This window comes from Verrucosispora sp. NA02020 (assembly GCF_013364215.1).
Classification (GTDB): domain Bacteria; phylum Actinomycetota; class Actinomycetes; order Mycobacteriales; family Micromonosporaceae; genus Micromonospora.
This window is the reverse complement of the sequence record NZ_CP054924.1, coordinates 1-23,015: the sequence shown is the minus strand read 5'-3', so window position 1 is coordinate 23,015 and position 23,015 is coordinate 1. Positions and strand designations below refer to the sequence as shown.

The following is a 23,015-nucleotide window of genomic DNA, read 5'->3' as shown; positions in this document are numbered from 1 at the left end:
GGGTCCTAGAAGGGGATCGTGGCGTGGGTGGGCAGCACGACACCGGCGGGCAGGCCGGCGGCGAATCCGGCGGCCTGGCAGCCGTACATCGGCCGTAGCACCAGCCGGGCCTCACCGGCGCGGGCCCGGATGATGCCGGCGGCCTCGTCGAGCTGCGTCTCGTCGGAGACGGTGGCGGTGACCAGCACGGTGAAGCGGACGACGCCGGCACCGGCGGCTTCTTCCTCTGCGGCCTGCTCGGCGGCGACGACGTCGGTCATGTCTCGGGCGCTGGGCCGGTGCTTCTTGCTGGCCAGGAACCGGGCGTCGCGTTTGTCGGCCTCCACGAGGCGGGCCGCGTCACCGGGGGAGTAGGGCCGGTAGACCATCGTCACCCGCTTGCGCAGCAGTGCCGGATCTGGATCGGTGAGTCGGGCGAACAACCTGCTGTACACCACGCCCCGGGGTGCCTCCACCATGCACCAGGTCCGTGATGCTGCGGAATCGTGTCGGTAGGCGTCCCAGCTCTCCCGGGTGGCCACCGGTCCGGCCTGGGGCCAGTCTGGGGTCAACTGCGGGTCACGGGCGAGATCCACGGCGACGGCCGGGTCGTAGGCGGCGCGCACCACGGAGGCGAGGCTGCGCGCGGACAGCGGCGTGATCCCGGCGCCGGTCGCGCCGGTCAGCCCGGCGTGCAGATGCGGTAGCCGGCCGGCGACCTCCCGGCAGACGTCCTCGTGGGACATCGACCGGCCGGGTGGGGCGGTGTAGGTCAGCGAGACCCGGGTGTCGACGGTGGCGGAGCCGGCCGGGGAGGACTCGACGACGTCGTTGAGGACCTGCAGGGCCAGCGCCGGGGCGTCGGGCCGGGAGGTGGCGGCGACCTCGGCGGCGAGCCGAGTGCCCGGGTCAGGGGTCGTCTCGACGGTGACCTGCGCCTGTACCAGGTGCGGCTCGCGGGACAGCGCCGACAGCCAGGTGGCGAGGTGCGCCACGCGGGCGTCGACGACCGACTGGTCGACCAGGTCCAGCCCTTCCGGGGCGCAGCGCAGGGTGACGGTGTAGTGGCGGCTCTGCGGCACCACGACGACCGCGACGACCCCGGACCGGCCGGTCTCCACCTCGTACACTTCGGAGCGGGCCAGCACGCCGGGAAGCTGGTGAGCGGCGGCGACGCGGGATGCGACGCCGGAGACGTAGATGTGGTGCCGGCGGGCCCGGGTGAGCCACCACGCCACCCGGGCGGTGATGACCTGGAAGCCGGTGCGCCCGTTGACCCGGATCGCCAGCGGGGCCAGGAGCAGCACGCCGAGGACCGCCGTGAGTAGCGCCGCCAGCGGGGACACCGGCAGCATGGCGGCGGCGAGCACCATGACCAGGAACGCCGCGATGGTGCCGGCCGGGCCGAGCCCGAACAGACCGGCCCCCCGGCCGAGCCGCCAGTTGCCGTAGGTGCGTTGCTCGGTCGGCCTGTTCTGTACGCCGGTGCTCATGAGCCCTCACCGCCCACCGCGCCGGAGGCGGTGCCACCGACCCTGCGTACGGCGGCCGGGCCGGCCTGCGCCGCCGCGACACCACTGGCCACCACGGGCCCGGCCGGGCCCGCCGCCGCTGCGGCACCCGAGCCGGCTGCGGCGCCACCGGTCGCACCCGGGCCGGTACTGGTCCCGCCTGCGGCGGGAGCGCCGCCGGAGGGGCGAGGTGACGGCGCCGACGGCGACGCGCCACCAGGCCGGCCGGACCCCCCGCCCGTGTGCCCACCGGACCTGCCGCCGCCCTGCCCACCGCCGCTGTTGGACAGCCGCACCGCGCCGGAGGCCACCTGACCTGCCGCCGAGACCGCCGCCACGCCAGCGCCACTGGAGCCGCCGCCGCTGGACAGCACCGACACCCCCGGGGCGATCAATCGCAGCAACGCCGGCAGCGCCACGATGGCCATGCAGAGCATCACCAGGCCGGTGAGCAGGTCGATGAGGGTCTGTCCCTGGCCGCCGAGCCAGAACGTGGCCGCGTAGATGGTCGCGGCGGCCGGCTTGTAGAGGATCAAGGCGATCAGCCACGTCAGGTACCGGGTGAGGACGGCCCGCCCCGAGCCGGAGATGGCCGCCGCTGCGGGCAGTGGCAGCAGCCCCGCCAGGAGGATGAGTCCCGCGTTCTGGGCGAGCAGCATGAGTAGCTGCACCATCGCGGCCATGAAGATGAACAGGCTGACGCCGATCAGCATGATCGGTGACAGGGTGGAGGCGCCGGCAGCCGGGCTGAGTAGCAGGAGCCGGCCGCCGAGGTCTTCGCTGGTGGACTCGGTGATGATCCAGTCCGAGTATGAGTCGCCGACGGTGATGAGGACCTGCACTGCCGGCACGCCAGCGCCGGTGATCACGACCAGGGCGGCCAGGCCCTTGGCGATCGACCCGGCTTCCCGCCCGTTGCGCTCGATGGCCAGTCGAATCGCCCCGACCAACAGCGCGCCCACCGCGATCGCCGCGACCGCCCAATGCGTGTAGCTGCGGAGGTTGGCTACGACGCCTGAGGTTTCCGAGATCTCCGGCCTGTCCACCCTGAGCCATCCGGCGACCAGCGTGGTGAGCATTTCGGCGGCGGCCTTTGACGCTTCCTCGGCGATCTGTTCCAGGTGGCGGCCGGCTACGTTCCCGGCGACCTTGGTGGGGACGCAGAGCGGGTCGACGAGGGGGATGCAGTCGGGCATTACTGCGGTCCCCACTCCACCACGCCGGCGAGGGTGTCGGTGATGCGGTTGACCGAGAGCCAGCTACCCCCGGGTGGTGCCTGCATCCGCCAGTCGCCGTCGCGCCAGAGCAGCGTCAGTGACAGGACGTGGTAGCGCGGGGTGCCGGCGGATGGCGCGCGGAGCACGAGCCCGATCACCGCCGTGTCGGGGGTGTATGACTGGTAGGTGTACCCGGCGATTCGGCTGAGGGAGCCTGGATCGGCCGGGCCGCTGTCGGCGGCGGTGAGCGCGGCGAGAAGCTGGTCTCGGTCAGCGCTGGGCACGAATTGCCGCTGGATGGTGGGTTCCCAGCGGTCCCGACCGAGGGCGTGCCCGGCTCTCGTCATGATCTGCGCGGCGGCGACCAGGGCGCCCTCGGGGGTGTGCGCGAAGCCGGAGGCCGTTGTGTCGGTCACCTGCTTGGGGCCGGCGGTGGCGCTGACCGGCACAGCGTGAGGCCCGACCAACTCCCACCGCACGTCATCGGGCGCGACCGTCGGCACGGCGGTGGGTAGTGCCTGATCCGGCGTGCTCGTGGCGGTCGGAGGTGGTGCCGACGGCGATGTGCCACCGACGACGTCGGGGTCGTCGCCACGCGGGGCGAGAATGGCGATCAGCACCCCGGCGAGGACGATGACTGCCACCAGCACTGCGGCGGCGATGAAGCCGGGTCGGGTCCACGGAGGGCGCTCGGCGAAGTCGGGCCCGACGGGGGGCATCAGGTCGTCCTCCCACCGCCGATCAGGGCGCCGACGATCGCGGACGCGCTACCGATCAGGACGCAAGCGGCAAAGACCCAGCCCAACTGCGAGACGTTGGTGTCGTCACCGCGGCGGTGGGAGATGGCCATCTTCGCGGCGGTGACGATCATTCCGGCGACGCAGGCCGCCACGGCCAGCCAGGCGATCCACTGGAGGATGAGCAGAACACCGCTGCCGGCGACGCCGGGAGGCGCTACACCACCTCCGGGGTCGGGGACGGCCTGCACGAGAATGGTTTCGGCCTGCGCCAAGGCGCCGATCAGGGTCATGGTCGTCCTTTCTGCTTCGCGACGTGCAGCGTGTGCCAGATCGCGGTGCGCAGCGCCTCGATGTCGGGAGGGGTGCCGATGTCGGTCGGCTCGTCGACGGCGAGTAGGTCGTCGATCCAGCCGACCCGCCAGATCTGCGGTGCCCAGCCGCTGAGTAGCCGTAGGCGTTCGGTGGCGATGCGGGGTGGACGCCGTGGTGACGCGGCGACGGCGACGACGCCGAGTAGCCAGGTCATGCGGGCCACTCCGGAGCGACGGCGCCACTGCTCGACCGCGCCGGTGGCGGACCATGTGCCCGACGCCGACGCGCGGCAGACGAGGACGACCTGGGCGCCGGGCATCGCGGGGGTGAGCGCCGGCCACGCGGCGCCGAAGTCCGCGCCGAAGCCGACCATCCGGGCGAGGGTGCTTGTGCCGGCGCCGCCGTGGCAGCCGACCCACCACACCGGAGGCCACCCGTCTCGGACGTGATTCTCCGGAATCACGGCGAGGGGGAGCTGCGGTACGGCGGTCGGACGGGTACGGCGGGCCGCGACTGTTCCGGACCTCACCGCCTGGATCCGCACACGGCCACGCGGTCGCCACTCGTCACCTGATGCCTCCCCCGCGTGTCAAGGTCACTGACGAGTACGTGACAGTAGCACCGCGTAGGTAGCTGGTCCTATGGTGATTGCTCGGTCAACATCGGACATGATCGGCACCACGGGGGCGTTGAATGGCAAGGGCAGCGCACGCTGTCACCGGCACTGCTCGGCTGCGTGACGTTGGGCTGGTGGCACTCGTGGCTGCGCTGCTGGGGGTTGGTGGCTGCGCGGGATCTGCCGCGCCGACGGTGCCGGGCCCGGACCGCAGCGGCCCGGTCTACCCGACCACCGGCGACGCCGTGGAGTCGCCGACGCCTGGTGAGTCTCCGGGCCGTGACGACCATGGTGGCGATGACCTGACCGTTCCACCGCCACCGGCGGCGCAGGCGGCACGGGTAGCGGCGCGGTTCGCACGGGCCTGGGTGCGCTCTGACCTTCCGGCCGATGAGTGGTGGCGGCAGGTCGCTGAGGTCTGCGACGACGGGTTCGCCGCGCAGTTGCGGACAGTCGACCCCGCGCGAGTTCCGGCGACCCGGGTGGACGGCGGCCCGGTGGCCTCGAAGCCACCGAAGGGCGGTGCCGCAGAGTACGAGTTCACCACCGACAGCGGCACTCTGACCGTCACGGTGACGGCCTTGGCCGGGCGCTGGCTGGTCACCGGTAACGACTTCCGGCGGGCCATCGGATGACGACCCGCAGACCGATCGCGTTGGCAGTCGCGGTGGTGGCCGTCGTGGTGCTGTTGTGCGGCGGCACGGTGGTGCTCCCGGTGCTGATGTTCGGTCAGGAGCAGGCGGAAGCCGCAGCGTGCGAGGTGCCGTTGCTGCCGGATGGCGCGGCGCCCGAGGTGGGCAGGTGGAGCGGCGCCCAGGTGGCCAACGCGGCAGAGATCGTCACGGCCGGTCTGGAGCAGCAGATGCCCGCCCGTGGCTACGTGATCGCGCTGGCGACGGCGATGCAGGAGTCCACGCTACGCAACCTGGCCAACGCCAACGTGCCCGAATCGCTGTCGCTCCCGCATGAGGGTGTTGGCCGTGACCACGACTCGGTCGGGTTGTTCCAGCAGCGCCCTGGGTGGGGGACAGTGCGCGAGCGGATGACACCCAGCTACGCCGCCGACAGGTTCTACGAGGCGCTGGCGCGGGTCGATGGGTGGGAGCGGATGCGGCTGACGGACGCCGCGCAGGCGGTGCAGCGCTCTGCCTACCCGGAGGAGTACCAGAAATGGGAGGACGACGCCGAGCTGCTCGCCGCCGCAGTGCTCGGCGTACCGGACATCCGCAACGTCGGTGGCGGCGCACCGACGGCTCCCTGCGGCATGGGCGAGTTCGGGCCCGTGCCGGTCGGGCCGGGCGGGTGGGTGCAGCCGTTGCACGCCTTCGTCGGTAGCCCGTTCGGCCCCCGCAACGGCCGGTTGCACGCCGGGGTGGACATGTCACGGAGCGACGTGCGGGGTGACCCGATCCGGGCGGCCTCAGGCGGGGTGGTCGAGCAGGTCAAGTGCGACTGGTACACCACCTGCGACCGGGACGGGCACACCCGCGCCCGGGGCTGCGGCTGGTACGTCGACATCCGCCACCCGGGCGACATCGTCACCCGCTACTGCCACCTGATCCGACGACCCGAGGTAGCCATCGGCGACGCCGTGGCGGCCGGCGAGGTGATCGGGTTCGTCGGCAACAGCGGAGGCTCCTCCGGCCCGCACCTGCACTTCGAGGTGCACGTCGACGTCCCGGGCGGCCGGTACAACGCCAACAGCAGCAACGCCGTCGACCCGGTGCCGTTCATGCGAGACCGGGATGCGCCGTTGGGGGCGCGGCCATGAGCGTCAGCACGACGGCGGCCACCCTGGGAAGGATGGCCGCCGTCGTGCTGTGTCGGTCGCGGCTACGCCTGCCCGCCGGTGTCGGCGTGCACGACCTGGTCGTCATGCTGCTGCGAGCCGGAGGTCGAGGCCGGCCGGCGCGAGCGGCGACGCCGGCCGGTGGGAGCCTCTGGTGCGTCCAAGCCGAGCTTGGCCAGGTCCTCCGGCGTCCATCCACCCTGCACCGCTGCGTCGTAGCGCTCGGCGTAGCGGGCGTTGGCAGCACGCAGGGACTCGGCCAGTTGGTCGCGGTCGTGCCGGGCTGTGGCCGCCTCGCCGACCAGGTTGGCGCGCTCGCGCAGCAGTCCCAACGCGGCCCGTTCCGTCTCGGCGCGGACGGCCTTGGCGGTCTGTTCGACCATAGGTTTCTCACCCAGGATGGTCCGATCTGGTGTGCGTGGACGCCCACCTTAACGGCCAAGATCGATCGGCACGGTCCTGCTCTTCCATCCTTTCCCCGGGCCGGTGGGTGCACCATCAGTGCCAGCCGAGGGCGTCGACCAGCGTCAAGGGTGGGCCGTAGGACCATCGCGCAGCGACGCGAAGCGCCCTTGATGCTGGGCGGCGACGGGCTACGCTTCCTGGCCCCCACGGGGTGGGCTCGTGGTACGCGCCGTCAGGTGCGTTCTGCTCGACCGTGTACTTACGTCGCGCGCACGCGACCCGCCTCCTCTGTCGGAGCAAGTTGGAGTAAAAGTCTGACTTCTGGTCAGACGGGCCGCGTTGCGGCCGGCCGAGACGCGGCGGGCGACGCCGCTCGGGAGGGTGGTCGACGTGGCTGATCCGGCGCAGGTCGGCGTGGTCCGGTTCGGTGCGAGCCAGCGTCGGCGGCGGGCTCACAGCGACGACGATCCGCGGGTGCATCGGGTGACGGTGCGGTTGTCCGAGGCGGAGTTGGCGGCGGTCGAGGCGAATGCGGCGGCGGCCCGGATGGCCACTTCGGCGTACCTGGCGGAGGTCGGATCGGCGCCGCTCGTTCCGGCCCCGGCCGGACCGGCTGGCACCGCGGAGACGGGACCGTTGCTGGTCGAGTTGATGGGTGTTCACCGGCAGGTGCGGGGTGCGGCGCACAACCTGAACCAGGCCGTAGCGCGGTTGCACTCCACCGGGGAGCCGGGCGGGGACCTGGCCGCAACATCGGCGTACCTCGCCCGGGTCGCGGCGCGCGTCGACGAGCTGGTGACCGCGATCGCCGCCGTGCAGACGGGCCGTCGATGATCCCGAAGGTGACCTACGGCAGTCGGGTACGTGGTCTGCTGGAGTACCTGTGGGGGCCAGGCAAGGCGGAGGAACACGTCAACCCGCACCTGGTCGCCGGGTACGACGACGTGGCGCTGCTCGCCCCCGAGAGCCGCGAGCGCGAGGGTGGCGGGTGGTCGCTGGAGGAGTTGGCGGCCCGGCTGGACGCGCCGCAGATCGGCGCCGGCGAGCGCGGGGTGCAGCAGTACGTGTGGCAGTGCTCGCTGAGCCTGCCCGCGCAGGAGGGGCAGCTCGACGACGCGACCTGGTCGCGGATCGCCGGCCGGTTCGTGGCCGAGATGGGCTTCACCGGCAACGGGGAGCGGGCCGGCTGCCGGTGGATCGCGGTGCGGCACGGCCTGTCGGCCAAGGGCAACGACCACGTGCACCTGGTCGTCACCCTCGCCACCGAGGACGGGGCGCCGGTGTGGCTGCGGCAGGACAAGCGGCGCAGCCAACAGGTCGCCGACCTCCTAGAGGACGAGTTCAGACTGGGCAAGTGGACACCGGGCCGGGCCGGGGCGACGAAGCGGCCGGAGCTGAACCGGCCGGAGGTCGACCGGGCCCGCCGCAGCGGCCAGGCACCGGACCGGGATCTGCTGCGCCGCCAGGTCCGGGCTGCCCTGGCCGGGGCAGGAAGCGAAGCCGAGTGGGTCGCGCGGATGAAGGGCGCTGGGCTGCTGGTCGCCCCGCGGACCTCCGAGCAGGACCCGAGCCAGGTGGTCGGGTACGCGGTCGCGCTGCGGCCGGGCGGGGTGGGTAAGCCGACCTGGTACGCCGGGCGCAGCCTGGACGGTGACCTCAGTCTTCCTCAGGTCCGCAAGCGGTGGCCCGAGGCGGAGCGGCCGTCGGCCGGTCAGTGGAAGGCGGCGGATTCCGCGGAATCGAGCCTGCGCGGTGAGGACCGAATGGCGGTGTGGCGGTCGTCGGCTGCCGCGCTGGAGGCGATCAGCGGCCGGCTGGCCGGGGTGGCGCCCGACTCGCCGCAGTGGCCAGCGGTAGCGCGGGCCAGCGCCGAACTGCTGGCCCGGGTAGCGGCGGCCACCGAACCGTCAGGGCGGGGTCCGGTGAGCCGCGCCGCTGACGCCCTGGCTCGCGCAGCGGCACCGCCGCGTCGCGCGCCGGCGCCCGCGGCGTCGTCGGTGGCCGGGGAGTTGGGTCGCGTGGCGGACGCGCTGCTGGTCGCCGGACACGCCCGCGACCGTGGTGAGGCGGCCGTCCTGCTCGCCGTGGTCGTCCAGGCGGCCCGGCTGGTCGTGGCGCTGGCCGAGCTGCGTGCCGCGCAGCAACAGGCCCACGCCGCCGGGGCCGCTGCTGCTGCCGCCGCGCACCTGATGCCCCTGCTCCAGTCGGGTGTCCAGCTGGTGGACCAAGGGCATGTGCCGAACCAGGGCGGGTCGCCGCAGCGGCCGATCCACACCGCGCCGGGCCCAGTCCGGCCTCGCGTCGACCCGAACGTCGAGCGGGATTCGCAGCGTTGAGGAGGACGAGCTAGTGCCCGACAACGAGATGGCCGAGATCCACCAGCGGGCTACCGCGGCGGTCACCGCCGCGATCCAGGCCGCCGGGCAACTGGCGCAGGCGGCCATCGAGATCCGTATCGCTCAGCTACAACGCGCCGCCCGGGCCGGCGAGGAACAGGCCCGTCGCATCCGCGCCCAGGTGCGCGCGGCCCAGCAGGCCAGCGCGACCGTGTGGCGGCCGGCGACCCGGCCGTCGTGGTGGCGGCAGGCGTCGGCCGAGGACATCGCACGGGCCTGGCGGGCCAGCACCGAGTGGGCGGCCGTCGACCCGCGTGCCCAGGCCGCCCAGCGGGTCATCGTGGTGCGGCTCGCCGAACGCGGCGTCCACGTCGACCCGCCGGCCGGCGCCCGGCCGGTAGACGAGACATGGCTGTCCGACCAGCTCGACCGCGCCGCCATGGACGACGTCGACCGACCGGCGGAGGCTCGGCCCGGTGACGCCGGCGAGCGACGCCGGACCGCCCAGGAGCGTCAGGAGGCGATGGCGGTGCACGTACGGGAGGTGTGGACCGCCGACCGGGCGGAGCGGGTCATTGTCTCGGCGGCGTGGCCGGCACTGGCCTACAAGCTCGACCAACTGGAGCGCGCCGGGCACGATGTGCGCGACCTGCTGCGGCAGGTGCCCGGCTTCGTCGACCGGGCCCACACGCCCGCCGCCTATGCGTTTCGGGTGGTCGACGACTACGCCACCGAGCAGGGTGCCGGAGTGGCACAGGCCGATGGCACCGTCCAGGGCGATGGGGATCCTCCCGCCGTCACCCTTGACGGTGAATGGCGGGAGACGGGCGGCGACAGGGGGGAGGACGCTCGCGGCGACCGCCCCGAGGCCGACCAGATGTCAGCCGGGCTCGGTGAGCGTGACGTGCACGCGGCGAAGCTCGCGGCCCAGGCATTCCCTCAGTCGACTGCGGTCGCTGTCACCGATGCCACGTCGGCGGGCCGGTCGGCTGAGGCGCCACCGGCGCCGTCGCGATCTCCTGCAGCGGGTGTGGCCGCCGAAGCGCCGGGCCGGTAGAGGCCCCGCCTCACTGCGGCTCGCCGACCGTGAACCGGACGGCAGTGAGGATGAGCAGGAGGGTGCCGCCGAAACCACCACCCCCCGTCAAAACGGCGGTGGGCGGGTTGAGGCCGCCGGCCCAGGCGAGCAGGCCGGCGGTGGCGCCGACGAGGACGGCCGTTAGGGCGGCGATCGCGAGCCAGAGGCCGCGGACGGTCAGGGTGGTCAACGGGCAGCCTTTCGATGGTCGAGCTTGCTGATGAATCCATCGTTAGGCCTGCTCAGAGCAGTTGATCTCCGGACGTCGACTTGGGCTCATGGTTGTTCCAGCGTTGTCGTGATGTGGGGAAAGCGAGTCGTGGGTGGTGGGTCCTAGACTTTGGTTGTCAAAGCGTGACTTCCGAGCGGGGGGCGGGCGTGCCGAGAACGTTGAGGATGCCGTCGAAGGACGGGCTGCCGGAAGGTCCTCGCCGCGCCTTCGTCGAGGAATTGTTCACGCACTACCGGGAGGCTGGCCGGCCGACACTGCGGCAGATCGAAAGCTGGATCCGGGACAACGAGGACCTGCCGGGTACGGCGAGCACCGAGACCATCCGCCGCGTGCTGACTGGTGCCGTTGTGCCGCGTACCTGGGCAACCGTCGATGCCATTCTCCAGGCGTTCTGCGCCCTGGCGGACCGGAGCCCGGACGAAGACCGGTGGCCCGAGGACAACTGGTCCGAAGTGACGCTGCGGGGTGAGCTGAAGAAGCGCTGGAACGCTGTGCTCGACGACTACGAGGGCGACGTGCCGACGCTGCCGCCCAAGCCGAGCCCTCCACCGGCGCCGGCGCCTCGTGGCAACTTCGACGAGGAGCCGCCCTTCTGATCGGGCGTCGCGCTCGGGGCTACTTGGTTGGTGGTTCAGTAACCCTCGGGAGTGTCGGTGTCTCCTCCAGTGCCCATGCCAGGATCTGCTCGTCGGGAGGTACTCCGGCGGCGTCGGGTGCGAGGGGGCGTCGGCGCGGAGGTCTGCGAGGGCTTCGGTCCGGGTCTACGGCTTCAACCTGTCGTCACGCATCGTCTGGTAGTGCTTGAGTAGGGTCGAGCCGGCCTGCACCCATGCTAGGCCGGATGGCGTGACACCGGCTGGCGTACCCGGCCCTTCGATCCCCTGTAGAGGCCAGTCCGGCGCACCTATTCGGTAACGGGCCCGTCGTATCTTTTCCCATCAAGAGTTGCGCCACCAAAGCTCGTAGTGCCACTGAACGTCGCCATGTCGAACTGGGCGTCGCTGCTGAACCTCGCCCCAACAAACCTGGTGATGCCACTGAACGTCGCCCTGCCGAACTCGGCATCTTTTGCGAACGTCGCCCCTTCGAACCAGGCGTCGCCGCTGAACCTCGCGTGCATGAAGTTGGCTTTGCCGCTGAAGGTCGCTTCGAAGAACCAAGCTTGGTGACCGCTGAACTTCGCCTCGAAGAATTCGGCCTTGCTGTTGAACCCCGTGCGGAAGAACCAGGCGTCGCCGCTGAACGTCGCGTTGAGGAATTCGGCTTCGCCACCGAACCTCGCCTCGATGAATGTAGCGTCGCCTTTGAACGTCGCCCCGCCGAAATTGGCATCTTCTGCGAACGTCGCCCCGTCGAACCGGGCGTCGCCGCTGAACGTCGCTCCTACGAACTGGGTGGTGCCGGTGAAGTGGGTTTTGTTGAAGGTGGCGTTGTGGAGGTGGCAGTTCCTGAGGTCGAAGTCGATGAGGACGGCTTCGGGAAGGTCGAGCGTCGTCTTTGGGCCCCAGTACAAGGGGTCGGGTTGTTTTTCGGGGGTTGTTGGTCGTAGGTGGCGGGCGAGGATGCGTTGGGCGGCGAGGCGGACCTGGCGTTCTTCCCGGGGATCCACGGCGGGTTTGTCGCTGTCTCCAGTGACGTCCGTCGGCCCGGCGGCGGGAGCGGGGCCGTCTGCGGGGGACTGGTCGTCGGGTTCCGGGGTGGGTTGGTCGTCGGGTGGGGTGTAGGGCATGCGCAGGTAGGCGCAGATCACCTCGACGATGCTCTGCCGGTGGGCGGGGTTGTCCTGGGCAAGGCGTTCCAGGGCGTACAGGCCAGCGAGACGGACCGGAGCCTTGGTCGCGCCGAGTTGGTCGGCGGCCTTGACGTACAACTCGGTGACCCGTTTCTCCCCGGCGTCGTACTCCGTGGCTTGCTGGGTGCGCTCGGCCAACTGCTGCCGGCGAAAGGCCAACAACAACGCGAACGCGGCCGTCACGCCGGCACCGATGGTCAAGCCGGTGCGGATGGACTCGACCCGCAACTTCGCCCGCTCCACCTGATCGCCCACGGCCGGCACCGAACCCTGCAACCTCCACACCGCCAGCCAGGTGATCACCGCGACCGCTACCGTCCCTGCCGGAATGACCCATGTGGGCAACGGCCGAAGCGGTCGGTCCGGAGGTAGCGGAGCCGACGAAGCCTCGGCCACCTGTAGCCCCGATTGGCCGTCGCGGTACCGCAAGACCCCGCTGATGGTCAACGCCGCCACGGTGGCTGCGGCCAGCAGCAACATCGGCCAATTCGCCGCCAGAACGCCCCACCAACCTGCCGGCACCTGCATCATCACGAAGGCCACCACGCCCAGTCCGCCCAGGACCGCGAGACCTGTGCTGATTCGCTCCGCCACGGTGCGTCATCGTGCCGTACCGCCGCCACCCCGCCGTCGTCCGGTGAGGTCTTTCGGAGCCTCGCCCACCGTCCTACCGAGTGAGCTCAGACTCGCGGGCAGCCGGGCCAGTCCCGCGAGCAGCCGGCGTGCTGGCTGACGCTGATGTTGCTGCGGGGGCGGTAGTGGACCGGAACGCGAGTGCCGCCACCGCTGCGGCTTTCGCCGCATCGTCGGCCGGCGCGGGCTTGGCCGGCGACTCGGTTTCGGTCCGGGTCTTGGTGTAGACGTAGTGCTGGATGAGGGTGCGTAGCTCGTTGACCAGGCCGTCGCCAGCGGCGGCCAGCTCGGCGAGCCGGGCCGGTGCGTCGGCGAGCTGCGCCGTGATGGCCGGGCTGAAGACCTGGGCGAAGCGGTCCGGGTCGTCGGTCTGCGCGACGGCGCGGAGGTCAGGCTGTGCGCACAGGCGGGCGGTCGCCTGGTTGAGCCAGATCCTCTCGTCGCGGGTGAGCGCTGCCGCGAGCTTCGGCACCAGGGTCCGGATCTCGTCGTCGGTGAGCACGACCCGCGGCGGCGCGGCCGGGTCGGGGCCGGGTCGGTCAGCGTCGGCGCCGGTCGTGCCCGTGCCGGTCGCGAGCGCCGGTGTGGCCCGGATGGTGTCGTGCACGGCCTGGCGGGCGGCACCGGGCCGGGTCAGATGCAGGCTCTTGATCAGGAAGTGGTTGTGGATCGAGTGCTTGCCCGGGTTGTGTCGCCGGTCGGCCAACACGAACTTGCCGAACGGCACGTTCCCGATCGTCAGGTCGAACGCCCCGGCCGGCGCGCGGGTGTCCGCGAACGATTCGGTACGGATGGTGGCGTGCGGGTAGAGCGCGGCGGCGATTCCGGCGGTGACCGGCTCCACCTCGACTCCGGTCAGCCGGGCGCCGTCGGGCGCCAGGCCGATGAAGGTGCCCGGCCCGCAGCCGGGTTCCAGCACGTCTCCGCCCTGGAACCCGAGGCCGGTGACGGCGTCCCAGATGGCCTGGACGTACGCGGCGTCGGTGTAGTGCGCATTCAGGGTGTTGCGCTCGGCCGCCGCGTACTCCCGCTCATCGAGCACCTGCCGGAGCTGGTCCCGGGCCGCCGCGAACCGGGCGTGGTCGCGGTGGTCGACGCGGCCCTCGAACACCCCGGGTACCGCACCCCACCCCGACCAGCGGGCCAAGACCGTCTGTTCCTCGGCGGTCGCCGGTCGGTCCTCGGCTTCGAGGGTGCGCAGGGTACGAAGCGCCGCCAGGTTCGCGTTGAGTCGGGCCATCTCGCCCCGGGGCCCCGCCGCCGTGGTGAAGGTCCGCGCGGCCCAGTCCACCCGGCCGGTGACCACGACCTCCACCAGCGGCCATGTGTCCGCCGGATCGCGTCGACCGCTGGTGGCCACCGCCAGTGGCGGCCCGCGGGCTGGTTCGTCGTCGCGGGGGCTGACGGCCCATCGGTATGCGGCGAGGATGTCCCGCCCAGACACGGCGGCCGCGAGGAGCAGGTTCGCCACCAGTTCTTCGGAGCTGGCGTCGCGGCTGACGCCGGGTTCTCGTTCGGCGGCGGCGAAGTGTTCGGCGAGGCGGCGGGCGTCGGTGATGGTGGCTACGGCGCGCAGCGGGTTCCACCACATGCCCTGCTCGGTGCCGAGGATGTGCTGCGGGTCGAACATGCCGACCTGGTTGTCGTCCGGTCTGTCTCGCTGGAGAGGACGGCCCAGGCGAAGATCAGGATTCGGAGTTGGGTCCGATGCGAAGCGGCCATCCCGCATCGGACCCAACTGACGCCCCCGTGGCCGCGCGCCCCCCGTGGCCGCGCGTTGCCACTCTGGCGGCTGTGGTGGAGATCTACCAGGTCCATCGCGGCACACGAAGTCCCAGTTCGTGTCATGTGGGTGCGTACCATTGCGAGGTCCTGGAGGTGTGATCATGGGCGAGCTCGTGAGTCAGGTGCTGCGGCATTGGCGCGGCCGTCTGACCCGCGAGGACATCGGGCTACCGTCCCGGCTGCGTCGCCGCCGCGATGGAGGTCTGACGCAGGAGGACGTCGCCGAGGCTACGGGGTATGGCCTGCGCGCCTATATCGATCTTGAGCGTGGTCGAGGCCGCCCCAGCGCTGACCTGTTGGAGCGGGTCGCGGATGTGCTGCGTCTGGATGCCGATGAGCGCCGCACGCTGTGGGTGACGGCGACGGGTACGGCCCGGCCAGCGCAGAGCTACGCGACCGATCTCGACGCCGGCCTGGCGCAAATGTGCGAGCAGATGGAATGCCCGGCGTACGTCACCGACGCGGCATGGCAGGTGCTCGCGGCGAACCGTGCCGTCGCGCAGTGGTTCGTTGATTTCGGATCCGTACCCGCCGCTGAGCGCAACATCGCCAAGTGGATCTTCGGTAGCGTGCACTCCCAGCACGCGTTCGCCGATTGGCCGCACTTCGCAGACGAGTTCGTGGCCCGCTTCCGCGCCCTGTACGCGCCGATGGCTAGCAACCCGGGATTCTCGGCGCTGCTCGACGATCTGCTCGACTACCCGGAGTTCGCCGCCCGATGGACTGCGGCGTCGGCGATCAGCGTAGATCCGCCCACCGCGCGCCGCTTCTTTCGGCAGCCCGGTGCCAATCTCGATGATCCCGGGGTGCCCCTGGACATGGTGATCCTCGCCCCGTTGTCACCGGAGGACGGCCGGCGCCTCGTGGTCTTCCAGTATCCGCCCGGCTACACGCCACCGGTACCGTCGGTCGAGAGTGGGCCGGACCGCTGTCCAGCCTGTGCGCGACTGCGAACATGACCGTCGCTCAGCCCGTGGGCGTCTGGCTGGCCGCCGTCCGTCGTGGCGCGGGCCTGACCCAGACGGTCGCCGCACGGCGGGCAGGAATCACCAGTCGGGCCTGGCAGGCCATCGAGGCTGGCCGTCAGGCGTCACCCCGCACCCTCGCCCGGGTGGCCGAAGTGCTCGACCTCGACGCTGCTGCCGTGCGGCATCTGGACCGGCTGTCCCGGCCGCCATACGCGGCTCCCGCGCCGCCGGACCCCGCCCAACTCTCGCAGATGGTCACGGGCCTGGCCGTCCCCGCATGGGTGGTCGACCCGGCATGGAACGTGCTGTCGGCCAGCTCGGCCGCCCCGACCGTGCACAACCTCGCAAGCTGGGCGATCCAGATCAGCAGCCTATGGGACGACTGGCCGACCATCGCCGGCCAGGCGGTGGCACGGAGCCGGGCGGTCGCCTCGTGGTACGCCGCCCCCGGACAGGCGGTACTCGACATTGTCGCGGCGTTGTGCGCGGCGAGCGATGCCGCGGCCGCCGCATGGTCTGCTGGCCGGGTCGAGGACACACCGCACCACGAGGTCGTCCGCCTGGCCGGCTCCGCCATCACCATGCAGTGGGCGTGGCTGGGCGCGGACCCGTCAGCCCGGCTGGTGATGATCACGGATATCGACGGGCGGCCTCCGGTGCTGTCATCCTGACCTCATGGATCAAAACGTTGCGACCAGTCTCGTCCTGGTCCACCCCGGCCCTGAGTGGGACTACTCCCAGCCGTTGGCAGGACAGCGCAACGCCGCAGGCCACATTGCCTGGGTCAAGCGCCAGGTCGAAGCCGGGACGGCCGTGGTCGCCGGCCCGATCTGGCGGCATGACGAGCGATTAACCGGCGATCTTGTCGGCGCCCTGGTCCTCGCGCTGCCCCCAGGCCCGGCCGCCGATCTGACCGCGACCGATCCGGCTGTCGTCGGCGGTCAGCTCACGATGACCACGCATCCGTACCACCAGGTCCGACCTCGGTAGCTTGGGGTCTCGCTGGTAGCACCGCCGGTGCTACCAGCGGGGTAGGCTCGGACCATGACCGCGAAGCGCTCCATCAGCGTCCCGGACGACGTCGCTCAGTGGCTCGACGGCCAACCCAACGCCAGCGCCGCCATCACTGCGGCCGTCCGCGCCCAGATGGCCGGCGCCCAGCTCGACGAGGTGCTGCGCCGCGCCGGCATTGAGGTCACCGACGCCGGCAAGGCCCGCTGGCGCGACCGCCTCGCCACCCCCATCCCTGATGAGGCCCTCGCCGAGGGGCAGCGCCTGCTCGACGAGGCCGCGTGAACGACGACCAGGTCGCCGTCGTCCTGGACGTCACCGCCCTCGCCGCGTACGTCGCCGGCCAGGTCGCCGTCGGTGAGCTGATCGCGGAGGTCGCCGACGAAGGCCGCACGGTCGGCGTGCCGGCCGCCTGCCTCGCCGCCGCCTACGCCGCCACCAGCAGCGAGGTCAGCACCGCACTGCTCACCCTCCTGACCACCACCCCGGCCGTCACCGTGCTACCCCTCGGCGCCGAGCCCGGCATCGACGACGCCCGCCAGACCGGCGTCCTCGCCCGCGCCGCAGGCGGCGACATCGCCCTCGGCCACGCCGCCCGCACCGCCATCGCCCACCAGGCGCACCTGGCCACCACCGCCCCCACGCCGGCCGCCACCGTCCTACCCGCTGGCTGGAGCATTCTCGACCTCAGCCAGGCGTAACCCGCAAGCTCGTCGACCGTGCTGCGCTCCTGGTGCCGGTCCTCCGGGGACTGCGACCAGACGTGAGGAGTACGAGCAGCTGGTCGCTCGCCAGGAGCGGCACCGGCAGCAGCGGGCACCCCAGGTGGATCCCGCTACCGGCAAGCGGGTGATATCCGCCGCGGCCGCCGTGGCCCGCGACTACACCGCCCGTCGACCGAAGACAACGAGCACCCCGAGGTCGAAATGACCGTACGGTCAGCGTCCGACATCGCGCTACGCGGCGGCGGGACGCTCCCGCCGGGCGACCTGGGCCAGCGCGCGGACGACGTCGGCGGGTCGCACGGTGATCGGCTCGTCGCCGGCGGCGTCGAGCGTGGCGTAGTGCGCCTCCACGATCTCCCGCAGGATCGCCCCCGGCTTTACCCCCCGGGCTTCCGCGTCCTCCATCACCCGGCGAGCGATGTCGCTCGGGTACCGGGCGGACATGCTCACCTTCGTCGTCGGCGGGGTGTCGTCGACCACCGCGTCGGACCAGTCGCGGCTCTCCAGCGACTCCTGCGCCGCCCTGATGTCCTCTGCTCGGCTCATCGTCCGCCCCTCTCCATCAACTTGCGCAGCGGCTGCGCCTCGTCCTCGTCGAGCCACCGAGCCCCGACCACCATGTACTCGTCGTCGGTCTCCTCGATGAGCGCCACCGCCAGCAACCGCCCGTCCGGCACCGCACCGACGACGTGCATCACCGCGCCGATGTGCCGCACGATCCGGGGCCGGGAGGCGGTGAGTACGTGCAGGGCCGCCTGCCAGCCGACGCCAGCGCGGTCGAGCGCCTCGTAACTGGTGTACGAGAACCGGTACGGGTCCACCGACATGGGGAAAGTATACAAACGCATACGCCGTGCGGACGGCTATTGGCTGTGGCCGTCACCGGCCAGTAGATCGGACGCAGGATGATCCCTGTGTGCCTGTTCGCCTCTACCCGCTGACCACCCCAGAACCGCAAGGTTAATTCCTCAGCAGTTCTGGCGTGGTCAGGGGGCACGCGGCATTCAAGATCAGCAACGAGACAACGCGCGAGGAAGCCGTCAATCTTGCACCTGGCGCTGCTGCTCGGCAGGCCGGAGAGGGGCCTCCCGCCCGCCATCGACCGTAGGAAGTTGGACGGCGGACGGGAGCTCGTACCGATCGGAGAATGACACATGCTCGGCCTCGATGACCAGCACGGATGGGCGGCTGCCGCCCTGCTGATCACCCTTCCCACCGCGGTGGTGTCACTCGGCGTCGTCCTGGTGGCGGTCCTGGCGCTGGCCGCGCGCCACCCGCGGACCCGCCGCCACTGCATCGACGTCCTCACCCAGCTCACCCGGTTCGTCGGTGCGCTGAGGGGCGGGCGGTGAGCGTCGTCTCGCCCGTGCCGCCGGGTCGCCCCAGGGCGGCCCGGCCGCCCCGGGCGGCCATCAACGACGCGCTGCTCAGCGCCTGCGATGGGCCCGAAGGGAGCACCCTCCTGCACGAGGAGGTCCGGCGGAACCTGGAGCATCTGTGGCAGTACGGCGGCAACCGTGACGGCAAGACCCCTGGGCGCCGGCCCGAACGGATCTTCATCCGGCCGGACTTCCTCTTGCAGCAGCCCGGCGCCGATCACGCGCCGGCTCTGGCCCGCCTGGTCCCCGCCAGAGGGCTGCCGCTTCGCCTGGAGCTGCTCATGCTCTTCGACGCGCAGTGTCGATACGACCCCGGGGAGCGGGCCCGCGTCGACCGCACGTTCGAGGACGTGGAGACGAACGCGCCGATCAAGAGCTGGCAGAAGGTGGTGCTCTCCGACACCAGCTCCGACTACCGGGAAGCCGGCGCACTGCGGGGCCGGCAGATCAAGGAAGCGCTGCGGGTTCTCGACAAGCAGCACCTGGTGGACATCGGCCCGGACAAGAGCCGCCCCGGCCGGCGTGATCTCAACCGGATCACGCTGCTGTCCGAGGCCAGCACCCCGGTCAGCCGGCCCAAGTACACCGTGCCCACGGAAGGCGTGTACGTCTCGCGTCACTTCTTCACGAGCCTGTGGGTGTTCGCGCTGACCAACACCGAGATCGCCGTGTTCCTCGCCCTCTCGGCCCGACGCGCAGCCTTCCCGATCGCGCACAACACCGGCAGCGGCGTGTTCGTGGTGCAGGAGCACCGCCGTCAGTTCGGGTTCAAGGACAACACCTGGCGCGGCGCCCGTGTGCTGCATCGCTTCGGCGTGGTGGATCGTCGCCTCGATCCGGAGCGCGACCCGCTGACCGGCACGATCACCGACTACGGCAGCCGCTGGAAGAAGAACGAGGTGATGCCGACGCGCTTCACCATCCTGGACGACGTGCTGGAGCAGCCGGCCGTGCCCACCATCGACCGAGTCTTAAACAACCCCACCGCCGAGGACCAGTGGAGGCAGTGGTTCACCTGAACACCTCCTACCGCGGTAAGGGCGGCTCGTCGGGGGCTATCAGTACACTCCGGGCCCGATGATGTCCTCGCCGATACAGCGCGCGACCGCGACGGGCCGGATCACTCACGTCACCCGCCGCCGCCTGGTCGAGGGGTTCGCCGCTATGCCCACGGCACACTGGAGCGGCGACCTCGACGAGCCAGACTTCCTGGCTCGGCTCTACCCGCTGGAGCAGATGCCGAGCATCGACCCACGCTACGACACCGCCGGTCGGGACATCTTCCAGCACCGTGTGCTCAACCCGCTCGACTGGCCCGACGACTGGATCTTCGAGGATGACCGGTTCGGGCTGGCGGACAACGACGACGCACTGCTGGTCTTCCTCGTCGAGATGCTGCACCCCGAGGTCCGCACCAACCTTGCCGAGGTCGAACAGCTTAGAGACTTCCTCAACGAGGTGCTGATCCACGACGGCTACGAGATCGTCCAGGTCGATGCCATCAGCGGCGCTCCGATCTTCGACTACCGCCTGATCGGCTCCGGCGTGCGCGGCTTCATGAAGAACCTCATCTTCGCCGCGCTCGGGCCCAAGCCGGAGATCGTGCTGGACGATGCGGTCAACAACGACCTGCACTTGGTCCGCAACGCCGACAACTGCCTGGTGTACGACCGGCCGCTGGGCGCATACGGCCTGACCTGGGCCGAGCTGACCGACTGGTGGGCGAATCGACAAGGGATGACCGGCGAGCCGGAGCGGGACATCTCACGCAGCCTCTATCGCAGGCTGGACCAGTCGCTCGGCGACAACGACGCCGAGCGGCGCATCCTGCGCACCTACGCCGAGCGCTACGTCCGGCTCGGTCCCGACATCCCGGCCCTGATCCCGCAGGTCTACCTGCACTACGACCCATACACCGCGACCGAGCGACGGGCACCCGGCCCGCTCCCACGTCAACGCATGGACTTCCTGCTGTTCCTGCCTCACCGGGCCCGCGTCGTCATCGAATGCGACGGCAAGCAGCACTACGCCGACCCCGATGGCCGCGCCAACCCGCGCCAGTACGCCGACATGATGCGCGCAGATCGTGACCTTCGCCTGAAGGGGTACGAGGTGTACCGGTTCGGCGGCGCCGAGCTCGTCGATGACAACGCGGCCCAGCACCTGCTCAGCGCGTTCTTCGACCGTCTGCACCAGCGGTACCACTCATGACCGGGACGCAAGCATCATGCCCGTGTCGGTGTCTTCGCCTACAGTGACACCCGTGCCCGAGGGACGACACAGTGGATAGCAAGACGAGCCAGGAGCTAGCCACCGTGTCGCAGATGCTGGTCCAGGCCGGGAACCAGCACGCGGCGCGGCTGCTGTCACTGGCCGAGCAGGCAGAGATCGGGCAATCGCCACCGTGGGATCCCGCGCCCGTTCCCGTGGTGCTGCGGGTGCATCCCGCGTTCGTCGGGCTGTTTCGGCCGGCGGATCTGCAGGTGATCGCAGCGCAGTTTGATCGGGTCCGGAAGTGGGGGAACGGCGACAATCACCAGGTGAGCGTCGCACCCGTGCTCGCCGACCCCTTCGCCCGCAATGACCTGGGCAGCGGCACGGACGCCATGCAGCTGCGCGACGAGATCGCCGAGACGTTGTGGCAGATCAGCGCCACCAAGCTCCCGGACGTCTGCCGGGCGCTCGGGCTCGAAGATGGCGACGTTGACGAGGCGATGGCCAGCAAGCGCGCGTACGTGCGCAGCCGAACCAGCAACTACACCCTGGACCAGCTGTGTCAGCTCGGCTCACGTGTGCTCGAGCAGCATTACCGCCCGCGGCTGTGGGGGCTGCTCCAGGTGCACGCCGGCCGGCGTACCGGAGTCGACTCGCCGTTCAAGAACCTCATCTTCGCCGCGGACGGCCCCAAACCAGAATTGGTGCTGACCGACGCGCTGAGCAACACCATTGAGATCAGCAAGAACGGCGAGTTCTGCCTCGTCTACGATCGCGGCTTGGACCCCAGCGGGTTGAGCTGGCGGCAACTGGTCACCTGGTGGACCGAGACCCACGCCGAGGCCGGGACCAGCGAACAGGAGGCCGGCCGGCAGTTGTACCTGCGTCTGCGGCGCTCGCTGGACCGCGACCGCAAGCCCTCGGACCCACCCGGCCCGGAGCGGCAGGTGTTCCGCGCATACGGCGAGCTGCTCAACGACCACGGCTTTGACCTGCCGGCGCTGATTCCACAGGTCTACCTGCACTACGACCCCTATACCCGGGCCCAGCGGCGTGAGCCGGGACCGCTCCCGCGTCAGCGGATGGACTTCCTGCTGCTGATGCGTGGCCGTTGGCGGCTCGTCATCGAGTGCGACGGCAAGCAGCACTACGCCGATGACGACGGGCGGGCAAGCCCTCGTCGCTACGCCGAGATGGTCGCCGCAGATCGGGAACTCCATCTGGCCGGCTACGAGCTCGTGCGCTTCGGCGGCGCGGAGTTCCAGTCCCAGGAACAGTCTCTGCCGATGCTGCGCCGCTACTTCACACGGCTGTTCATCGTGCACGGCTACCTGCCTGAATCCGCAGCGTGACATCGCTGGCCGGCAGGTCGGGTAGTAACCACCGAATGACGACCCGGCACCGCGGCTGCGCCGACGCGAGCACGCCGGGACGTCACCCTGACCGGACACTGGTGGCGACGATGGCACTCAGGAGAGGGATGGCCGCGGCCCGGCGTCGATACGGGTCACCGCTCGGGCACGAGGCCCCCTTTAGCCCCCGCGCCATGCTGATGGGTTCGCACGATGGTCGAGTCGACCGACACCAGCCAGTCGATGTCCCCGGGCGCGTCCGCGTCGGCCTGGACCCCGGCGAGCATCCGCTGAAACGTGCCATCGAGAGCCCACCTGCGGAAACGGGTGTAGATCGACTGCCAGGACCCGTAGCGGGCGGACACGTCCCGCCACGCCGCCTCAGCCCGGATCTTCCACACGATCCCGTTGAGCACCCGCCGGTCATCGACCCGAGGTCCTCACTGGGTCGTACACATCGGCGGATTTTGGTAGGCAGCTAAGGGATTCATAGGCCCGAATTGGTGTGGTGCGAGTCCTACCAGTCGCCGCGTAGCCGCTGCGCTGCATGGGTGTACCCAAACCGACAACACGGAGGGCCAACCGCAAGATCGAATTAGGCTGCCGCTCGCCAGACCCCCAACACACGAGCCGCCGCTACGGTATCCGGGTGCTCGTCGCCGAGTAGCCGGACCCGGTCGGTCAGCACCTTCTTTAGGAGGGTGATCGCGTCGTTGGTGCGTCCCGCCTGCCAGTACGCGGCGGCGAGGTTGGCCCGGGAAGTCAGTGTGTTCGGGTGTTCGTCGCCGAGTAGCCGGACCCGGTCGGTCAGCACCTTCTTTAGGAGGGGGATCGCGTCGTTGGTGCGTCCCGCCTGCCAGTACGCGGCGGCGAGGTTGGCCCGGGAGGTCAGTGTGTCCGGGTGTTCGTCGCCGAGTAGCCGGACCCGGTCGGTCAGCACC

General features: G+C 70.8%; 28 protein-coding genes. 15 read left to right on the top strand and 13 right to left on the bottom strand.

Translation table 11 applies throughout. The features are described from left to right. Positions 1–5 precede the first annotated feature (5 nt). The 5 genes from HUT12_RS32285 to HUT12_RS32265 are packed head-to-tail and all read right to left on the bottom strand — an operon-like array spanning position 6 to position 4,132. On the bottom strand, positions 6–1,472 hold the full coding sequence (locus HUT12_RS32285) for an SCO6880 family protein (protein WP_176096089.1): 1,467 nt from the start codon (positions 1,470–1,472) through the stop codon (positions 6–8). Then, a complete protein-coding gene (locus HUT12_RS32280; protein WP_176096088.1) occupies positions 1,469–2,686 on the bottom strand; it encodes a hypothetical protein in 1,218 nt (405 codons plus the stop codon). The genes HUT12_RS32285 and HUT12_RS32280 overlap by 4 nt, the downstream gene beginning before the upstream one ends. After that, complete coding sequence (locus HUT12_RS32275; protein ID WP_176096087.1) at positions 2,686–3,426, bottom strand: hypothetical protein; 741 nt, start codon at positions 3,424–3,426, stop codon at positions 2,686–2,688. Before HUT12_RS32275 ends, HUT12_RS32280 begins: the two co-directional genes overlap by 1 nt. Further along, positions 3,426–3,737 (bottom strand): hypothetical protein, encoded by a 312-nt coding sequence (locus HUT12_RS32270; protein WP_176096086.1) that lies wholly within the window; start codon positions 3,735–3,737, stop codon positions 3,426–3,428. The genes HUT12_RS32275 and HUT12_RS32270 overlap by 1 nt, the downstream gene beginning before the upstream one ends. Then, a complete protein-coding gene (locus HUT12_RS32265; RefSeq protein WP_254877117.1) occupies positions 3,734–4,132 on the bottom strand; it encodes a hypothetical protein in 399 nt (132 codons plus the stop codon). Before HUT12_RS32265 ends, HUT12_RS32270 begins: the two co-directional genes overlap by 4 nt. Before the next feature lie 377 nt (positions 4,133–4,509). Here HUT12_RS32265 and HUT12_RS32260 point away from each other — a divergent pair, with 377 nt between their 5' ends. Beyond that, on the top strand, positions 4,510–5,010 hold the full coding sequence (locus tag HUT12_RS32260; protein WP_254877116.1) for a hypothetical protein: 501 nt from the start codon (positions 4,510–4,512) through the stop codon (positions 5,008–5,010). Beyond that, positions 5,007–6,146, top strand: coding sequence for a M23 family metallopeptidase (locus HUT12_RS32255; RefSeq protein WP_176096084.1), 1,140 nt, complete (start codon positions 5,007–5,009; stop codon positions 6,144–6,146). The genes HUT12_RS32260 and HUT12_RS32255 overlap by 4 nt, the downstream gene beginning before the upstream one ends. A gap of 62 nt (positions 6,147–6,208) precedes the next feature. On the opposite strand, the gene HUT12_RS32250 is transcribed toward HUT12_RS32255, so the two are convergent. Beyond that, positions 6,209–6,547, bottom strand: coding sequence for a hypothetical protein (locus tag HUT12_RS32250; RefSeq protein ID WP_176096083.1), 339 nt, complete (start codon positions 6,545–6,547; stop codon positions 6,209–6,211). Positions 6,548–6,959: 412 nt separating this feature from the next. Here HUT12_RS32250 and HUT12_RS33310 point away from each other — a divergent pair, with 412 nt between their 5' ends. From HUT12_RS33310 to HUT12_RS32235, 3 genes are read left to right on the top strand one after another with little or no spacing between them, the layout of a single operon-like run. After that, the gene (locus HUT12_RS33310; protein WP_303393519.1) at positions 6,960–7,403 is read left to right on the top strand and encodes a hypothetical protein; all 444 of its coding nucleotides are present in this window, start codon (positions 6,960–6,962) and stop codon (positions 7,401–7,403) included. Then, on the top strand, positions 7,400–8,905 hold the full coding sequence (locus HUT12_RS32240) for a relaxase (protein ID WP_176096081.1): 1,506 nt from the start codon (positions 7,400–7,402) through the stop codon (positions 8,903–8,905). The genes HUT12_RS33310 and HUT12_RS32240 overlap by 4 nt, the downstream gene beginning before the upstream one ends. 13 nt (positions 8,906–8,918) lie before the next feature. Next, a complete protein-coding gene (locus HUT12_RS32235; RefSeq protein ID WP_254877115.1) occupies positions 8,919–9,962 on the top strand; it encodes a hypothetical protein in 1,044 nt (347 codons plus the stop codon). Positions 9,963–9,972: 10 nt separating this feature from the next. On the opposite strand, the gene HUT12_RS32230 is transcribed toward HUT12_RS32235, so the two are convergent. Further along, the gene (locus HUT12_RS32230) at positions 9,973–10,173 is read right to left on the bottom strand and encodes a hypothetical protein (RefSeq protein ID WP_176096080.1); all 201 of its coding nucleotides are present in this window, start codon (positions 10,171–10,173) and stop codon (positions 9,973–9,975) included. Positions 10,174–10,379: 206 nt separating this feature from the next. On the opposite strand from HUT12_RS32230, the gene HUT12_RS32225 reads away from it, so the two are divergent. Continuing rightward, positions 10,380–10,811, top strand: coding sequence for a hypothetical protein (locus HUT12_RS32225; protein WP_176096079.1), 432 nt, complete (start codon positions 10,380–10,382; stop codon positions 10,809–10,811). A gap of 308 nt (positions 10,812–11,119) precedes the next feature. Here HUT12_RS32225 and HUT12_RS32220 read toward each other — a convergent pair whose 3' ends face one another. Continuing rightward, the gene (locus HUT12_RS32220; RefSeq protein WP_254877114.1) at positions 11,120–12,601 is read right to left on the bottom strand and encodes a pentapeptide repeat-containing protein; all 1,482 of its coding nucleotides are present in this window, start codon (positions 12,599–12,601) and stop codon (positions 11,120–11,122) included. A 73-nt stretch (positions 12,602–12,674) separates the two neighbouring features. Further along, entirely contained in the window at positions 12,675–14,270 is a 1,596-nt protein-coding gene (locus HUT12_RS32610) for a hypothetical protein (protein ID WP_217706116.1), read from the bottom strand. A gap of 256 nt (positions 14,271–14,526) precedes the next feature. On the opposite strand from HUT12_RS32610, the gene HUT12_RS32210 reads away from it, so the two are divergent. The 5 genes from HUT12_RS32210 to HUT12_RS32190 are packed head-to-tail and all read left to right on the top strand — an operon-like array spanning position 14,527 to position 17,105. Continuing rightward, positions 14,527–15,384, top strand: a complete 858-nt coding sequence (locus HUT12_RS32210; RefSeq protein ID WP_176096078.1) for a helix-turn-helix domain-containing protein — start codon at positions 14,527–14,529, stop codon at positions 15,382–15,384. After that, the gene (locus tag HUT12_RS32205) at positions 15,381–16,064 is read left to right on the top strand and encodes a helix-turn-helix domain-containing protein (RefSeq protein WP_176096077.1); all 684 of its coding nucleotides are present in this window, start codon (positions 15,381–15,383) and stop codon (positions 16,062–16,064) included. Before HUT12_RS32210 ends, HUT12_RS32205 begins: the two co-directional genes overlap by 4 nt. A 4-nt stretch (positions 16,065–16,068) precedes the next feature. Beyond that, positions 16,069–16,383 carry a hypothetical protein gene (locus tag HUT12_RS32200; protein ID WP_176096076.1) on the top strand — a complete coding sequence of 105 codons (315 nt, stop codon included), beginning with the start codon at positions 16,069–16,071 and terminating at the stop codon, positions 16,381–16,383. Between the two features lie 54 nt (positions 16,384–16,437). Next, positions 16,438–16,689 (top strand): hypothetical protein, encoded by a 252-nt coding sequence (locus tag HUT12_RS32195; RefSeq protein WP_176096075.1) that lies wholly within the window; start codon positions 16,438–16,440, stop codon positions 16,687–16,689. Continuing rightward, complete coding sequence (locus HUT12_RS32190; protein WP_176096074.1) at positions 16,686–17,105, top strand: hypothetical protein; 420 nt, start codon at positions 16,686–16,688, stop codon at positions 17,103–17,105. Before HUT12_RS32195 ends, HUT12_RS32190 begins: the two co-directional genes overlap by 4 nt. A 255-nt stretch (positions 17,106–17,360) precedes the next feature. On the opposite strand, the gene HUT12_RS32185 is transcribed toward HUT12_RS32190, so the two are convergent. Together HUT12_RS32185 and HUT12_RS32180 are read right to left on the bottom strand one after the other, a co-directional pair. Further along, a complete protein-coding gene (locus tag HUT12_RS32185; RefSeq protein ID WP_145777870.1) occupies positions 17,361–17,675 on the bottom strand; it encodes a hypothetical protein in 315 nt (104 codons plus the stop codon). Beyond that, the gene (locus HUT12_RS32180) at positions 17,672–17,956 is read right to left on the bottom strand and encodes a hypothetical protein (protein ID WP_176096073.1); all 285 of its coding nucleotides are present in this window, start codon (positions 17,954–17,956) and stop codon (positions 17,672–17,674) included. Before HUT12_RS32180 ends, HUT12_RS32185 begins: the two co-directional genes overlap by 4 nt. Positions 17,957–18,283: 327 nt before the next feature. Here HUT12_RS32180 and HUT12_RS32175 point away from each other — a divergent pair, with 327 nt between their 5' ends. The 4 genes from HUT12_RS32175 to HUT12_RS32160 all read left to right on the top strand — a co-directional run bounded on the left by HUT12_RS32175 (position 18,284) and on the right by HUT12_RS32160 (position 22,074). Then, a complete protein-coding gene (locus HUT12_RS32175) occupies positions 18,284–18,481 on the top strand; it encodes a hypothetical protein (protein ID WP_176096072.1) in 198 nt (65 codons plus the stop codon). Continuing rightward, positions 18,478–19,527, top strand: a complete 1,050-nt coding sequence (locus HUT12_RS32170; protein WP_176096071.1) for a hypothetical protein — start codon at positions 18,478–18,480, stop codon at positions 19,525–19,527. The genes HUT12_RS32175 and HUT12_RS32170 overlap by 4 nt, the downstream gene beginning before the upstream one ends. Positions 19,528–19,672: 145 nt before the next feature. Further along, complete coding sequence (locus tag HUT12_RS32165) at positions 19,673–20,719, top strand: hypothetical protein (protein ID WP_254877113.1); 1,047 nt, start codon at positions 19,673–19,675, stop codon at positions 20,717–20,719. A gap of 104 nt (positions 20,720–20,823) precedes the next feature. Then, entirely contained in the window at positions 20,824–22,074 is a 1,251-nt protein-coding gene (locus HUT12_RS32160; protein ID WP_176096069.1) for a hypothetical protein, read from the top strand. A gap of 155 nt (positions 22,075–22,229) precedes the next feature. Here HUT12_RS32160 and HUT12_RS32155 read toward each other — a convergent pair whose 3' ends face one another. Next, the gene (locus HUT12_RS32155) at positions 22,230–22,490 is read right to left on the bottom strand and encodes a transposase (RefSeq protein WP_176096068.1); all 261 of its coding nucleotides are present in this window, start codon (positions 22,488–22,490) and stop codon (positions 22,230–22,232) included. A 179-nt stretch (positions 22,491–22,669) separates the two neighbouring features. Beyond that, on the bottom strand, positions 22,670–23,014 hold the full coding sequence (locus tag HUT12_RS32150; protein WP_254877112.1) for a tetratricopeptide repeat protein: 345 nt from the start codon (positions 23,012–23,014) through the stop codon (positions 22,670–22,672). Position 23,015 lies beyond the last annotated feature (1 nt).